Source organism: Pseudoalteromonas sp. G5_S1_14_S5, from assembly GCF_054968605.1.
Genome location: NZ_JBQKUM010000020.1, coordinates 17,866 through 32,273, shown reverse-complemented (window position 1 = coordinate 32,273; position 14,408 = coordinate 17,866). Strand labels below are relative to the sequence as shown.

Annotated in this window: 14 protein-coding genes; 9 read left to right on the top strand and 5 right to left on the bottom strand. The window is 42.0% G+C overall.

The window, feature by feature from the left end:
• Positions 1 to 96: 96 nt before the first annotated feature.
• From ACTRWI_RS08220 to ACTRWI_RS08210, 3 genes are all read right to left on the bottom strand, one after another.
• On the bottom strand, positions 97 to 1,038 hold the full coding sequence (locus ACTRWI_RS08220) for a DUF2860 domain-containing protein (protein ID WP_499130434.1): 942 nt from the start codon (positions 1,036 to 1,038) through the stop codon (positions 97 to 99).
• Between the two features lie 219 nt (positions 1,039 to 1,257).
• The gene (locus ACTRWI_RS08215) at positions 1,258 to 2,526 is read right to left on the bottom strand and encodes a histidine kinase dimerization/phospho-acceptor domain-containing protein (RefSeq protein ID WP_499130432.1); all 1,269 of its coding nucleotides are present in this window, start codon (positions 2,524 to 2,526) and stop codon (positions 1,258 to 1,260) included.
• Positions 2,526 to 3,206: a response regulator transcription factor gene (locus ACTRWI_RS08210; protein ID WP_499130431.1), complete on the bottom strand. Its 681-nt coding sequence runs from the start codon at positions 3,204 to 3,206 to the stop codon at positions 2,526 to 2,528. Before ACTRWI_RS08210 ends, ACTRWI_RS08215 begins: the two co-directional genes overlap by 1 nt.
• A gap of 183 nt (positions 3,207 to 3,389) precedes the next feature.
• Between ACTRWI_RS08210 and ACTRWI_RS08205 the strand changes: the two genes are divergently transcribed.
• From ACTRWI_RS08205 to ACTRWI_RS08175, 7 genes are all read left to right on the top strand, one after another.
• Entirely contained in the window at positions 3,390 to 4,151 is a 762-nt protein-coding gene (locus ACTRWI_RS08205) for an efflux RND transporter periplasmic adaptor subunit (protein ID WP_499130430.1), read from the top strand.
• Between the two features lie 10 nt (positions 4,152 to 4,161).
• The gene (locus tag ACTRWI_RS08200) at positions 4,162 to 7,170 is read left to right on the top strand and encodes an efflux RND transporter permease subunit (protein ID WP_499130429.1); all 3,009 of its coding nucleotides are present in this window, start codon (positions 4,162 to 4,164) and stop codon (positions 7,168 to 7,170) included.
• Positions 7,171 to 7,893: 723 nt separating this feature from the next.
• On the top strand, positions 7,894 to 8,691 hold the full coding sequence (locus ACTRWI_RS08195) for a PhzF family phenazine biosynthesis protein (RefSeq protein WP_499130427.1): 798 nt from the start codon (positions 7,894 to 7,896) through the stop codon (positions 8,689 to 8,691).
• 104 nt (positions 8,692 to 8,795) lie between these two features.
• Positions 8,796 to 9,299, top strand: a complete 504-nt coding sequence (locus ACTRWI_RS08190; RefSeq protein WP_499130426.1) for a YgjV family protein — start codon at positions 8,796 to 8,798, stop codon at positions 9,297 to 9,299.
• 50 nt (positions 9,300 to 9,349) lie between these two features.
• A complete protein-coding gene (locus tag ACTRWI_RS08185; protein ID WP_499130424.1) occupies positions 9,350 to 9,664 on the top strand; it encodes a cupin domain-containing protein in 315 nt (104 codons plus the stop codon).
• Between the two features lie 114 nt (positions 9,665 to 9,778).
• Positions 9,779 to 9,943 (top strand): DUF7661 family protein, encoded by a 165-nt coding sequence (locus tag ACTRWI_RS08180; protein ID WP_499130482.1) that lies wholly within the window; start codon positions 9,779 to 9,781, stop codon positions 9,941 to 9,943.
• 66 nt (positions 9,944 to 10,009) lie between these two features.
• Positions 10,010 to 10,543, top strand: a complete 534-nt coding sequence (locus tag ACTRWI_RS08175; RefSeq protein ID WP_499130423.1) for a GNAT family N-acetyltransferase — start codon at positions 10,010 to 10,012, stop codon at positions 10,541 to 10,543.
• Positions 10,544 to 11,346: 803 nt separating this feature from the next.
• Here ACTRWI_RS08175 and ACTRWI_RS08170 read toward each other — a convergent pair.
• Positions 11,347 to 11,460, bottom strand: coding sequence for a fasciclin domain-containing protein (locus ACTRWI_RS08170; protein WP_499130481.1), 114 nt, complete (start codon positions 11,458 to 11,460; stop codon positions 11,347 to 11,349).
• 287 nt (positions 11,461 to 11,747) lie between these two features.
• Here ACTRWI_RS08170 and ACTRWI_RS08165 point away from each other — a divergent pair, with 287 nt between their 5' ends.
• Together ACTRWI_RS08165 and ACTRWI_RS08160 are read left to right on the top strand one after the other, a co-directional pair.
• Entirely contained in the window at positions 11,748 to 12,731 is a 984-nt protein-coding gene (locus tag ACTRWI_RS08165; protein WP_499130422.1) for a DUF2860 family protein, read from the top strand.
• A gap of 139 nt (positions 12,732 to 12,870) precedes the next feature.
• Positions 12,871 to 13,371, top strand: a complete 501-nt coding sequence (locus ACTRWI_RS08160) for a GNAT family N-acetyltransferase (protein WP_499130420.1) — start codon at positions 12,871 to 12,873, stop codon at positions 13,369 to 13,371.
• Positions 13,372 to 13,609: 238 nt separating this feature from the next.
• Here the strand turns inward: ACTRWI_RS08160 and ACTRWI_RS08155 are convergent, their stop codons facing one another.
• On the bottom strand, positions 13,610 to 14,266 hold the full coding sequence (locus tag ACTRWI_RS08155) for a DUF2057 family protein (RefSeq protein ID WP_499130419.1): 657 nt from the start codon (positions 14,264 to 14,266) through the stop codon (positions 13,610 to 13,612).
• Positions 14,267 to 14,408: the final 142 nt, after the last annotated feature.

The following is a 14,408-nucleotide window of genomic DNA, read 5'->3' as shown; positions in this document are numbered from 1 at the left end:
TTGAATCTTTACTCGTGGCACTTTCTCGCTCGAAAGTGCCACTAAATGATTTAAGAAAAATAGCTAGTTGTATTTTAACTTGCCGTACTTTTGTTTTTAAAACCTATAATTAACACCCGCTGAAAGCAAGTATTCCGACTCATTGTAGAAATCAATATTTGAAGAACTGCTTCCGTAACCTGCGAACGAGATAAACGAGACATCTTCCCAGCCCATAAATTGGTCATACTCATAGGCAGCGAACAGGTTTACTTCATTATCGCTGCGAGTCTCGTTAAACATAGGGTTAGATCCATCGTAGCTGCGATTTTCGTAGCCAGCCGTTAGTGCAAACTGATGACGATCTAAAACTTTAAAGTAGGTGATGTCTGTCCCATAGCTTTTATAGGCCATCGCTTCGCCATCAGCAGAGCGTACTTTGTAGCTTAAAGATGGAATCAAACCTGACGTCTGATTGAGCATATATTTATACTCACCTTTAACGAACATAACGCTGCCATCGCGCTGAAGTTTAGCTTGCTCTGATGCACTCAAATCGGAGCCAGATGCTTCATCTTTCACATCAATGTTGGCGTAGGCCATATCCAACGTGAAGTCACTACCGGCAATCGATTCCAGCTTTAATCGATAGGCGTTGCCTGTTTCGTCTGTTACTTGGCGTGCGGAGGTAATGGCGTATGGGTCGCTCCATGTTTCCCCTGATACCACAGTAGGAAGAAATGATGCGTCAACCACCATGCCAGACTCGAGTTCTTGTTTATAACCAATTTCAAAAGCGAAATCACCAACGGCGATATCTTCACGCGAAGTACCGATGTATACCTGTTTATCTAACTGATGTCCGAACGTGTAATTGATTTGTCCTAGTGGTGCGACAAGCATTTGCCCATTGGATTCACCTTCAGAATTAAGATCCGATAGTGGATCTTTAACATCAGTATTGAAGTTAGACGTTTGAGACATATAGCCAGTATTGAGAGAAATTTCACCACCAAATCCAGCTTCTGGCGCCAGCTCCGCAATTGAAGAATAACTCACAAAACAGCTTATAATGGAAAGTGAAAGGGTCGTTTTATTCATGATTAACATCTCTGATTAATTGGAACTCAACTTTAAAAAGTGGGATGTCGAATAAATGTCTATTTCAGAGGAGGAGATGCGTTTTTTTGTGAGAAGGGGAGTCGAACTTAGTGATGACGTGTACCGAGCCCTGAAATGCCTAGAACATTTCAGGACTTATAACGACTACCATGAGCTTTAGCTATCTGTTGTTCGATTTAAACTCGCAGTGCACCCTTTGCTATTCATGTTGTCTTTCAACTTGAAGGACCAGCCATATAGATGACATAAGCGCCTTACAATCAAAAGCCCCAAGCCATGCTCGGTTTCATTCTTATCGGATAACCCGGAACCTGTGTCTTGAACGGAAATTTGGTCACTTGCAACGTAGATGTTAATCGAGCCTTTTTCTGTAAATCGAATTGAATTATTGACGATGTTTTTCAGCATCATTTTAAGTACAGGCAACGGGAAATTGAGTGTGGTATCTGCTGCAATACGTAGCGTTACTTCCACACCGAGTTTTGCCTTTTTACTGAGTTCTGAAATAGAAATATCTTGCTCACTGACTGCCCATACTTCATCGCTAGATGCGGCATTCTCTTGTTTGACAATGCTCAGTAAAATCTCAACGGTCGATTGCATGTTGTCCGCTGCATCAATAATTCTATGGCGTTGTTTAGCCTGAAATTCTGCGTCTGCTTCTTTCATGGCTTGTAAGTTCGCCGCACCTGAAATAATCGCAATTGGTGTTTTCAGTTCATGGCTCGCGTATTTTGCAAACATCATTTCTTGTTTCACCACTCTTTCTTTCATTTGTGTGTAGCTATTGAGGTGATTGGTCAATTGCTTAATCTCGTCAATGGTATTTTCCGACACTGAAAACTGCGATCGCTCCTCGTCTCTTAGCTGTTGGCTCAACTCGACTACTGGTGACATGAGTTCATCAAACATTCGCTTAGTCGAAACGCTTAATACCCCGACAAGAAATAGCATTAGTAACGTGGATATGCTCAATAAGACATCCCAATTTTCATCGCCAAAATCGAGCGATACTGTATCTATTGTGAGATACAAGGGGATCTCGTTTCTATTCGATAAAAAGGTAGAGTGGTATACCATAAAGCCATCGTCAGTGTATTGAAGAACTTTTGTAACTTCGTCCTTTGCGTATGGCATCTCCATTTTTATGTTGTCTGGTAAAAAAGCAGAGTCGTAATAGGCAGTAACATTAGGGCTAACAGCTATACTACTTTGGGGGGCTCGTTGATAATATTGTTGAGCGAAACCCTCAAAGGAGCTTAAATAGCGTGCAATCTGGTTATCTTCTTCCTTCGCTAGTTTCAACGAGAAGGTCAAAAAAACCAGAAAGGAGGTTGAAAATGCGATGCTTGCAAACCGGCGGATCAAACGCTTTTTGACGTTCTCTATGTTGTTTTCTGCTATTTTCGACCCGGTAAAAAACATCAATTCTCCAAACGAAAGCCAAATTTAGGAACGGTTTTTAGCATCGCTTTTTTAAACGGTTTATCAAGTGTGTTACGTAACAAATAAATATGGCTGCGAAGCACATCTTTATCAGGGCTATCATAGCCCCATATCTGATGGATTAAAGCATCACGAGAGACTAGTTCACCTTGTGCTTTTACCAGTTCAAGGAGTATTTGGTACATAACTGGAGTAGTCGCTAACTTGTGTCCTTCCCGTTGGATAATCTTGGTTTTTTCATCAATGACTAATGAGCCAAATGATAGAGTGGCAGGAGCGACTTGACCTCGAAACCGTTTAATCAATGCAGACAAACGAACTTCTAATTCGGGAAATTGGAAGGGTTTACTCACAAAGTCATCGACACCGTTACCAAAGCCAATAATTAGGTCGTCTTGGCCATTTAGTGCGGTCAGCATAAGGATGGGCGTCGTACATCCATTTTCTCTAAGTTCCTTAGCGACTTGCATACCATCTTTATTAGGCATCATGACATCGAGAATAATGGCATCAAATTCACTTTCTAAGGCCAGTTTTAATCCAAGTTCTCCGTTATCTGCGAAATCTGCCTCAGCGCCTTTTACCTCTAAGAAGTCGGCTAAGATCCCTTGCAGTTCTTCATTATCTTCAACGACTAGAATTCGACTGTTCTCAAGCATGGCGAGTTCTCTCAGTTCTCTCGTTTTTAAATTATGTGCTCAATTATAGGGTTTTCATCATATCTATTTTATGTCGAATTTATGTGAAATCGCGTTCGTTTGAATGGTTAAGTAAAACCCACTTTCACAAAAACTCGACATTCATGACTTTACGCTACCCTCATTACAAATTGGGAGGCCATGATGAAAAAACAATTATTACCCTGCTTGATGAGTGCAATGGTATTTGCACCCCATAGCAATGCTGTTGACCTTATCGGTAAAACAACCAGTACCGCTCCTTTAAACGTCGTCTCTGAAGTCAGTGGTGTCATAGAGCACGTTAATTGGCAAACCGGAGATATGGTCACTAAAGGCCAAAAGCTAACCACAATTAAAGATCAAGATTTTAAACTTGAGGTGCGTAAGCAAAAAGCAAACCTCGCGTTAGTCAAAGCAGACTTAGATATTAAACAGTCGGTTTATGCTCGCTATCAAGAATTGCGATCAAAAAACAGCCTGTCTCAGAATGAACTTGATATGGCAGAAGCCGACTTTTCTGCCGCAAAAGCGAATTTGTCATTGGCTCAAATAGAACTGGAAAAAGCGCAGTTAGATCTTGCGAATACTCAAGTGTACGTAGCAATAAATGGCTATGTCGTCGAGCGTTCGGTTGATGATGGGACTTGGGTCAATCAAGGGGATTTATTATACAAACTCACCAATATTGAACGACTGAACGTTCGTTTACTTGCAAGCGAGTTTGACCTGCAAGAGCTATCCGTGGGTCAACCGATCCAAGTTTGGTCAGAGGCTCAGCCAGCTCAGCGTATCGACGCAAAAATTAACCGCATTAGTGTCGAACTTGACCCTGCAACGTTTGCCTATTTTGTCGATGTTGAAATCGATAATGCGCAGCACCTTTTCAAGCCGGGTATGTCCATTCACGCAACGACAGATAAGTAGGGCATGAACCATGAATAACTTTCTTGCTTACTTCGCAGAGCGTAGCTTTTTAGCTCGTATTATCACCATCATGGTTCTGCTGATTGGTGTTGGTTCGATGAGTATATTAAAGCTTCAAGAATTGCCTGATATTGCCTTTGCTGAAGTCGAAATTACAACCCAGTACCCAGGCGCATCAGCGCAGGATATTGAGTTGAACATTACGAATCGAATCGAAAAAGAACTTAAATCAGTGCAGGGACTGACAAAGTACAATTCTCAATCATTCGATGGTCAGTCATACATCAGTATTGAACTGGACGAAGGGTACGACATTCAGCAAACCGTCCGTGACATTCAACAGGCCGTTGATAGGGTGCAAGGGCTACCTAAAGACATATCTAACCCACCGCTTGTGGCGCAAAAAAGCACTTCTTCGTTCGAAGTGATGACGTTTGGCGTTACAACAGCGCTTGATAATTCAGAGCTGCAAATTTACGTTCGTGATTTAGAGAAGAAAGTACGCAATGTTGCAGGTGTTGGCACGGTTTCAATGTCTGGTTTTACCGAGCGAGAGTTTTGGATTGAAGTTGATCCGTCCAAAATATCTCGCTACCAGCTGGCTTTGGCCGATGTAACATCAGCGATCAATACACGTAACCTTTCATTGTCTGGCGGCGTTGTTGAATCTTGGAACAGCGAACAACGCATAGTAACGCTCACTCAAATTCACTCCATTAAAGAGTTATCTAACACCATTATTAAGGTGCTACCTACTGGGGAAACCGTTCGTTTAGGCGATGTGGCGTACGTTTCTGACTCGTTTGAAAAAGCGACAGAATTAGGCATGGTGAATGGCGAAAGGGCGGTTGTGTTTACCGTAGCGAAGAGTGCCAACGCCGATATCATCTCGACTATCGACAGAGTGAAAGCGCTGCTTGAAAACGAAAACGAGCGTCTTAACGGCCAATTCTCGTTTCCTATCTCTTTAAATCTTGCAGACGATATGAGTGATAAGTTTTCTATCGTCACAACCAACGGTGGTGTCGGTCTGGTTCTTGTTCTGATCGTATTAAGCATGATTTTAAAACGTGCGGTCGCTTTTTGGGTTGCGGTTTCTATTCCATTTTGTGTACTTGGTGTCATGGCGGTGTTGCCAGCACTTGGTATGAATCTAGACAGCATCACACTTGCGGCAATGCTATTGGTAATCGGCATTATTGTGGATGACTCGGTCATCGTTGCCGAGAGTATTTACCAAGAGCGTGAAAATGGTAAAGCACCGTTAGACGCGGCAAAATCAGGTGTGCAAAGCGTGATTCGTCCTATCATTGCGAGCTTAACCACCACCGCGCTTGTGTTCATCCCTATGTTCTTTATCCCCGGAACAATGGGGAAGGCGATCATGGTGATCCCAATTACCGTTATCGCGGCACTTCTGTTCTCGTTGATTGAGTGTACCTTTACGTTACCTGCTCACCTTGCGAATTCATTAAAGAAAGAAGAGAAGAAAAAACAAAAAGAACAACGTTTCAACCGTGTGATTAACCAATACCAGTCTCTTTTAGCTCGTTGTTTAGAATGGAAAAAGTCTGTATTGCTGGTCGCTGTTCTCGCACTTGCCGGGAGTGGCTTACTATTGACGACACTTAAGCTGGATATCTTCCCAAGCGAAACGGCAAAATACATAGAAATATACACAGAGGTAGCGCCGGGAGCATCGCTAAAACAGGTACGTAAAGCGCATTCAGTGTTTGAAGAGACGATTGCGCAGCTTGGTGACAATGAGCTAGTTTCTTATCGCATGACTTATGGCAGCCCGGCAAGTAATGGTTTACTGACGCTGACCAACTTTGAGCAACGTGATAGAACCGCCAATCAGATAGCCGACAGTTTAAACGAGAAATTGAAAGACGTTCCCGCGATTAACTTTGTGAAATTCACGGTCGACGCTGGTGGGCCTCCTCCGGGCGAGCCTATTGAGATTCGTGTGATCAGTAATAATGAAGCAGAGCGCAATCATGCGGTTGGCCTCGTCATGGCTTGGATGAAAGAGCAACCAAGCTTAGATAAGGTGACGAATAACGAACAGCTTACCGATCCACAACTGCAAATACTGCCACAATATGAATGGCTCGCTCGTTACAACCTGACGGTTCAAGACCTAGCGACCACGCTGCGTATCGCTTTCGATGGTGAGAGTGTCACCTCAACTTGGATTGGCGATCAAGAAGTGAATTTGCGTGTTTTATTAGATGAGGAATATCGCAATCTTGAACGTCTGAAAACGACAAAGATTACTACACCTAGTGGGATTAAAGTACCTCTGAACCGTCTTGCCAAAGTGCAAGAGGTGCAGGCTCCGCGTGAACTTTTACACTACAACGGCGACCGTCAAGTACTGGTAAGTGCGCAAATAGTGGATGAAGCGACAAGTTCAGGTAAATTAAGCCAACAACTTTCAGAAGCATTGGTACAGCAAGCAGGAACAAGTGTGCGCTTAGATATTGGCGGTGAGGCTGAGAATACAAGTGACACTATGTCTGGCTTTTTTGTCGCTTTCCCTGCGGCTATGGTCGGGATCTATTTTGTACTCGCGATTATGTTTCGCTCTTTATTACAGCCACTATTGATCATGGCAGTGATCCCGTTTGCGGTAGTTGCTGCGTTGATGGCACTGTTTGTTCACATGCAGCCATTATCTTTGTTCGCCCTGATAGGTGTGTTGGGTATGACAGGAGTGGTGGTTAACAATTCATTGGTATTGATAAATCGCATTAATGAACTCAAAGCGGAAGGTTTACAAGTTATAGATGCAGTAATTAAAGCTGCCGCCAGCCGACTAAGACCAATACTGTTAACGTCGATTACCACTGTAGTTGGACTATTGCCACTCGCTTATGGCATTGGCGGCACTGATGTGTACATGGGGCCAATGTCTCTAACCTTAGGCTACGGACTCTTATTCTCACTGCCAGTCGTGTTAATTGTCATTCCATGCCTGTATACGCTTTGCTTCGGACGCAAAACTCAAATGTGAGGGTGGTAGTTTGGCGGGAGATTTTAGTTAGTAAACTTATTCCAATCTCTTTGCTACCAAAGAGTTTGTACCAAATACGAATAGCTGTCGCGTAGCCGACAGCTTTATTCAGAGTTGAACAAGCCCGAACCTCTTATTTACATGTAAATTGTGGCTGTTGAATTTAGCGTTTAGATAAGATGTAACTTTTCTTGAAGCGAACGGTACCATGATGTGAGGCCTGATAGCTACACACCTTAAGTTGAACAGTCTGTTAAGCTCTGCTTGAATTCCATTCATGTTACTGATTATTAACGTTTAAAGGCTGCCATTTCCCCTCTAAAGTTATTCTCGAAACCGTACGTTATTATCTCGCCTAAAAAATCAGTTATCGTGAAATTGAAGAGATTCAGAGTAAGCGGCGTGTTGTTGTAGAGCATGCCACCATTAATAGTTGAGTTATATAATTTGCGCCCGTATTAGAGCAAAGAGCGAGGCGTAAAAAGATGTCGGTGTCTGACTCGTGGCGAGTGGATGAAACCTACATCTGTGGCATAGTGAATTTGGTCATATTGAGTTGGCCGTACAGGAAGTTTAGCTACGAGATGAATATAATTCTATTTTTATCAGCACTTTATTGGTTTTGCCATTGAACTGAAAAGTTTTGATGAATGACTTGTAGCACAAGAGCTTTGTGCTTATTGTGGGCACTGTTTGAAACGTAAACTACGAATTGGAGCTCTTGTGGATCTAGAAATATATCAAGTGGATTCATTCACTACCCAAGCTTTTAAAGGCAATCCTGCGGGTGTTTGTATTTCTCAACACATGTTGGAAGAAGCATTAATGCTTTCTATTGCGGATGAGATGGCGGTTCCAGAAACGGCTTTCCTTGCGTTGGAGTCTATGACTCTTAAATGGTTCACGCCGGAAGTAGAAGTTCAGCTGTGTGGGCACGGCACTTTGGCTACGGTTCATGTGATGAAAGAAAAAGGACTAGCAAAAGCTGGTGATAAGATCGTATTCCAGACCTTATCTGGTGATTTAACTGCCACAGTTTGTGAATCGTCCATCGAGTTAGACTTCCCGGGTTCTCAATTATCAAGTGTAGAGCCTAATTTAGTTCTTTTAGAGCATTTAGGCATAGCGCAAGACCAAGTAGTGTCATTCATGGAATTTGATACTAAGCAGTTTATCGAGGTGGCTAATGAGCAAGTGCTCTTGGATCTCTCTCCGAATTTTGACGCTTTAAAAACAATGGCAGGCAGAGGCGTACTCGTGACGAGCCAATCATCAAGCGCAGCTCTTGATTTTGTTTCTCGTTACTTTGCCCCTTGGGTCGGGAACAATGAGGACCCTGTTACTGGGTCGGCACATTGCGCTTTAACGCAATATTGGGCTGATAAACTCAAAAAATCGTGTTTTCGTGCATACCAAGCTTCTCGTCGCGGGGGCTTTGTATCGACTGAGTTATTGGTGAATGGTCGTATAAAGTTAGTGGGTTCAGCCAAAACGGTGATCAGCGGCGTGCTAAAAATTTAGTGGACTTGTCGTTAGGAAAGGTAAGGGCTAGGTTGTTGATGTTACGGTAGTTTTATTTCGCGAGGTTGCATTGAACTTGTCCGAATATTGTAAAAGGAATCACAGTGTCAGTTTTTTATTTGTCTCAAGTTTTAGTCGCCATTGCGATTTGCTTTGATCTTATATCTTTCCAATTTAAGGAGAGGAAGAAGATCGTAACCTGCTTATTCTTCGCAGGAGTACTGATTTCAAGTCACTTTGTTTTGCTAGAACAATGGACTGCAGCATGCTTGATGATGATAGCCACTATTCGTTATTTAACGAGTGTGTTTTCAACATCACCTAAATTCAAATATCTGTTTTGTTCACTGTCTGTTGTTGCGACAGCGTTTACTTTCTCAGGGTTAACCAGCGTATTGAGTTGCTTTGCATCAATGTTCCAAACATTTTCAGCTTTTAACAAGGATGACCGTCGACTTCGAGAACTGATGATCATCGGCACCAGTTTTTGGCTTGTTCATAATTACTTAGTTGGCTCTCCGACAGCGGTTGTTATGGAAGCCTTATTTATTGGCAGTAACTTGCTTGGTTATTATCGTTTTTATTTTAGGAAGAATGTCGTGGCTTAGTGTGCGCACTGCCAATTATCGCTAGGTTTCAGTAAAAATTAGGAGAGCCTATGTCAAATATCTACGCAGATATCCCTTCGTCGATACCTAATGAAATATTCAGTGACTTGATAGTGAATGACAATATTCGGATAGAGAGAATACTCTCACATGGACACAGTTCTCCTGAGGAGGGTTGGTACGATCAAGAGGAGCATGAATGGGTTCTGGTGCTCGAGGGGCAAGGCGTGATCGAATTTTCTGATGGTCGTATTGTTACTTTGTCGAAAGGGGACTACCTCAATATTCCCGCCGGTGAAAAGCACAAGGTTCTGGGGACTGACAAAGATTCTGTCACGATATGGCTAGCGGTGTTTTACCGTTAATTCTCGGATAGAGATAAAGAGCTTATGTGGTTAACATTTCAAGTTTTTCATCAGAGAATGTCGGTACTGAGGCACAACGAAGAGTGGCTACTTTATTGAGAATCAGAAACATCGATACGTGCTCGAGTTTATGACGTGATCATACCTTCTGATTTAGCAGAGCATGAGTTAGCACGTTATTTAGCGGATATTTATCATGAGTTTGTTTCAGAAAAGTACCCATTAATGACACGTATTTTTAACGGGGTCAGTGAGCGTTCCAATTCAGCTCTGTATTAACTGATACGAGACTATAGAGTAACAAATCTACTAGTTAGAATTTGAAAGCGAACAAAGGAAGAGAGTGTGGTTAGAATTCGAAATTATCAAGAAAGTGATGCCAAAGCGTTATGGGAGATCTTTTTCTACACGGTTCGCAACGTGAACATACGAGATTATTCTCAAGAACAAGTCGAGGCTTGGGCACCAAGTGGCTTTGACTTTGCGTTATGGCAAAAGCGCATGGACAGGTTAAAACCTTTTGTTGCTGAGTTAGATGGTCATATTGTTGGCTATACTGACCTACAGCCAAGTGGCTTGGTCGACCATTTTTTTTGCCATCATAAATATCAGGGGCGAGGTGTTGGCCGAGCGTTGATGGAGCATGTGTTCACGATTGGGCAAGCTCGTGGGGTATCACGTTACTTCTCAGAGGTAAGTATCACCGCGAGGCCATTTTATGAGCGTATGGGCTTTCAAGTAGTGAATGATCAGCAAGTCGATATACGTGGAGTAACGCTGACGAATTTCGTGATGGAAAAATTGTCGACAAGTAAGCTTACGTTAAGAGCGAAGATTGTGAAGAGGAACAGGCCTAAAAGGAATATTAAACCTTTTTAAGGGTAAATTTTGCTGATCTACTGAAATTGTCGATGAGTTCAAATTGTGTGCTAGCCAATTTGTCTAATCTAAAAGATTGAATGAATACAAGGAGTGTTGTTCATGAGTCATGTGAGTAGATTAAAAATATATACATTAGTGTCGATGTTTTCTTTGGCAATCGGAGTTTTAGCTCTGCATGCCGGGGTTTCTGGGGTGTTTCCGCTGTTCGTTGTGGTTATTTCACTCTTTTCTTTTGTCATCAATTCATTCCTTTGTTTATTCGGGCATAAATATGAGAATGCGAAAGAATAAATCTCGAAAATGATTGTTAAAAATCACCTCTAAGTCTCAATTGTGGGACAGGATGACGTTTTTACAAGTTTCTAAGATTTCCTCTTTAATTTCAATGTATTATTCGGTTCGATTGAAAAGAGTGAGAGTAAAACGTGGGAATCGAAGCTTTAGCATTTGCTATGGATGCGCTAGTCACGGCATATTGTATGTACATTGCAACTAAAATGTCGTTTGTGGTGGCAGATTTTAAGTCTCTATGATACCGACAGTAGGATGGGTACTAGGGCTTATATTATTCGTATTTCTACTTGGTAAGGCAACGCATTCAAGTATTGGTGATTGTATTTGGGTGGTGGTTTTTACCAAGTTGGTGTCGATGGCCGCGTTCCTGATATTTGGCTGACTGTTTGTATAACCCAATATCAATTTTACATCTAAAGTAACACGCCCAAATCTACTGCCCGAATAGAAAAAAGGCATGACATTGTCACAACTCCTAAATCTCTTTTACCCCTATTGATTATTTGTTACTTAGGTAATAGTACAGCTTTAATGACATGTATCACAACGTTGCTCGTTTTAACGTCTTCGGTTACGTCGTGAGCTTTGTTGATCATTACAACACCATGGTCAGCACTAATTCTGATTGGTCACCCTGTACGGTAACTGCGCTGCCTAGTTTCACCATCTCTTTAGCCATTAATTTTCCTGCCACTAAATGATAGATGAGTACTGAGACCAGTTTTTCGTTATTTCCGAGGCTCGTTACGAAAACCCGAGTACGGTAGATCATATCTTCGTCGCGCTGGAGACGTTGTCGTATCCTGAAAACTCAACAAAGTGAGTATGTTTAAAGTTTAAATACTTGTTGTAATTCCAATTTTGTACATATATTTAGTGAGTAATTATTCAACTAATGGATTTGAATATGAGGTCTGTTTTACCCGTAGTACTTTCCGCGACCATTTCTATGCCAGCGTACAGTGGACTTGCTCCTAGTGAGGGCTTTAGTGGTAACTTTAGTGTCCTGGCGGGGTTCTATTCTGACAGCAGTAATTTGAGTACTGAACAAGACTCAAACCAAGCAACCAATACCATGGAAGGTGACGGTGAGAATCAAGGGTTACTTGGTTTTCTCGGAACCGTTAAATACACCTTTGGTGAATCCCTTACTCACCAAGTTTATGCTGGTACCACCCGAGAAGATATTGCGACCGGTACCATCGCCTTTGAGATTGGTTATCGACATCAACTTTCTGGCGGCACCATATTAGATGTTTCCGTGTTACCAACGCTTATCTCTGGTAAAGCTTGGTCTGATCCTTACGCCGTTGGTGTCAATCGAAACGAAACCGATGTGAAAGGTAATGTAGGACGACTACAACTGACTAACATTGGCGACACTGCTTTCCAAACAGATTTTGCTATTGGTGAGTCTGATGTTGATGATGAACTATCAGGTACCCAAAGTCTGTCTTCACAAGAAGCCGCACTCCTCGATAGAGAAAGGGCTTATTTATATGCTAAAGCAGGCTATCGTTTCATTCTGCCTAATCAGGCCGGTTTGTTAGTACCTTCTATGGTGTATTTCAATTCTGATGCGGAAGGGGGGGCTCTGAGCTTTGATAGTTACGGTATCGAGTTGAACTACGCTAAACGAATTAGCCGACACGGTTTTGTTGTTACCTTAGATGTGAAAGACCGTCAGTACGATGAAGCTAACCCAATCTATGGAAAAACTCGTGAAGAGAACGAGTATGGTGCCTTTTTAGCGTATGAAATTAGTGGATTGTTGGGTTACAAAGATTGGTCGTTTATTACGTTACTTGGTCTAAGAACCATTGATTCCAATATCGATTTCTATAACTCTGAACAGGTATTGGCAAGCGTCGGCATCGACTATAAATTTTAACGCAGCTCGTCATCATAGCTGTGAAGTTCTATGTTAACTTCATTATTTCGGGCACTTACACTTTTTATGGTTGTAGGTGCTTGCTGCTATCCGTAATATGAAATCTAGACGATACATTGGAACTTATTAAGGAAGCGATTTGGATATACAAATTAGGCATTTAGAAGCAACTGATAGCCAAGATTTATTCGATATTTATCGCCGCCCTTCGGTTTCAGAAAACACGTCACAAAAGCCATACCTTAGTTCTGATCAAGTGGATCGGCTATTTGGTCATTCAGACCATTTTACTTTAGTCGCTGAATTATCCGAGAAAGTCGTAGGCCATATCACCTTGTTTATGACGACTAAAGTAAGGGACCGACACTGCGCAGGGCTTGCGATTGCCATTCATCCGGATGTTCACGGAAAAGGGGTTGGTAAAGCCTTGATGCAAGAAGCCATCAATCAGTCGGATAATTGGCTAAACCTCGTCCGCCTAGAGTTAGAGGTTCATGCCGATAACCACGCTGCGATTGCTTTGTATGAACGCGTCGGTTTCCAGTTAGAGGGGACTAAGCGATTGAGTACCTTCAAAAATGGCAATTACATTGATATGTTGCTGATGTCGAGAATAAAGCCTGAATATCTAACATCTTGAATTCGCTTAAGGTGAGTGGATAAAAACGAGAATATCAAGCCACTACGCGTACTTACTGCTGAATATGAATTGATGGGATGGTTAATTGAAATCGACGGATAAGTGTTTTCTGCTGAGAACACATAGTGTAAACGCGCACTAATAGGGTGAATGCGGAAAGGTAGTGACCTTAAAATTGATACAAAAAAGCTGGTGATTGAATGCCAGCTTTTTCATTAAGACGATCAAAAAATAGGGCTTACTTGTTCACGAACTCTTTGAATTTTTGCTTGGTTTTAGCGTCGGCTTTTTCATACCAGAAGTACAACATTTCTTCGGCCGTATTAGATGCGTTACCATCAATTTTTGCTGGTAGTGTTACTGGCTGAACAACTGCAGCGGCTGTAGCACCTGTCGTTAATGCGGCAATACCACCTGTACGGTTGTATTCTTTCGCTTCTTGAGGGTATTTACGGCCAATCTGCATGCCTTCTTTGGTTAATTTGTCTTGCTTAACATTGATTGTATTTTGGTTCTCATCAACCAATTTCCAATCTAGGTTCTGAAAGCCTTTTCTTGCTTCATTAGCGTTGCGGAACTTTGGCATGTCGAACGTTACTGTTGTGTCTGTAGCGTCAAAAGTAGCAATAATTGCGTCACTATCGACAAACTCACGGTCGTTACCTTGACTAAAAGCAAGCTGATATTGGAAAACGATTTGGTTTACACCGTCTGGTACGGTGATCGTTTTGCTTGAAGAGAAAAAACCACCCTCAAGATCAGGTTTAGCTTCATTAACCGATAACACTTCAACTAGAGCATCTGCACTAGAAGGAACTTCAATTTTTACGTCAGCGAATGCTTGTGGAGCTGCGATCATAGTAGAGATCAGCGCAATAGATTTAAATATTTTCATAATCATACAGTTATTAGGGTGGGACATTTTACGATTGCACGCAAAACGAAGTTTTTCAAGTTACCTTCTCTTTATTTGGTAAAATTCACCGAAACTTAACTTAAACCTAATTTCTGAGTCTATCACCTGTGCGTTTTTTGCT

Excerpts from the sequence above, each read along its gene's own strand:
- ACTRWI_RS08215 (WP_499130432.1), bottom strand. The coding sequence starts at position 2,526 with ATGTTTTTTACCGGGTCGAAAATAGCAGAAAACAACATAGAGAACGTC.
- ACTRWI_RS08210 (WP_499130431.1), bottom strand. The coding sequence starts at position 3,206 with ATGCTTGAGAACAGTCGAATTCTAGTCGTTGAAGATAATGAAGAACTG.
- ACTRWI_RS08205 (WP_499130430.1), top strand. The coding sequence starts at position 3,390 with ATGAAAAAACAATTATTACCCTGCTTGATGAGTGCAATGGTATTTGCA.
- ACTRWI_RS08200 (WP_499130429.1), top strand. The coding sequence starts at position 4,162 with ATGAATAACTTTCTTGCTTACTTCGCAGAGCGTAGCTTTTTAGCTCGT.
- ACTRWI_RS08185 (WP_499130424.1), top strand. The coding sequence starts at position 9,350 with ATGTCAAATATCTACGCAGATATCCCTTCGTCGATACCTAATGAAATA.
- ACTRWI_RS08165 (WP_499130422.1), top strand. The coding sequence starts at position 11,748 with ATGAGGTCTGTTTTACCCGTAGTACTTTCCGCGACCATTTCTATGCCA.
- ACTRWI_RS08155 (WP_499130419.1), bottom strand. The coding sequence starts at position 14,266 with ATGAAAATATTTAAATCTATTGCGCTGATCTCTACTATGATCGCAGCT.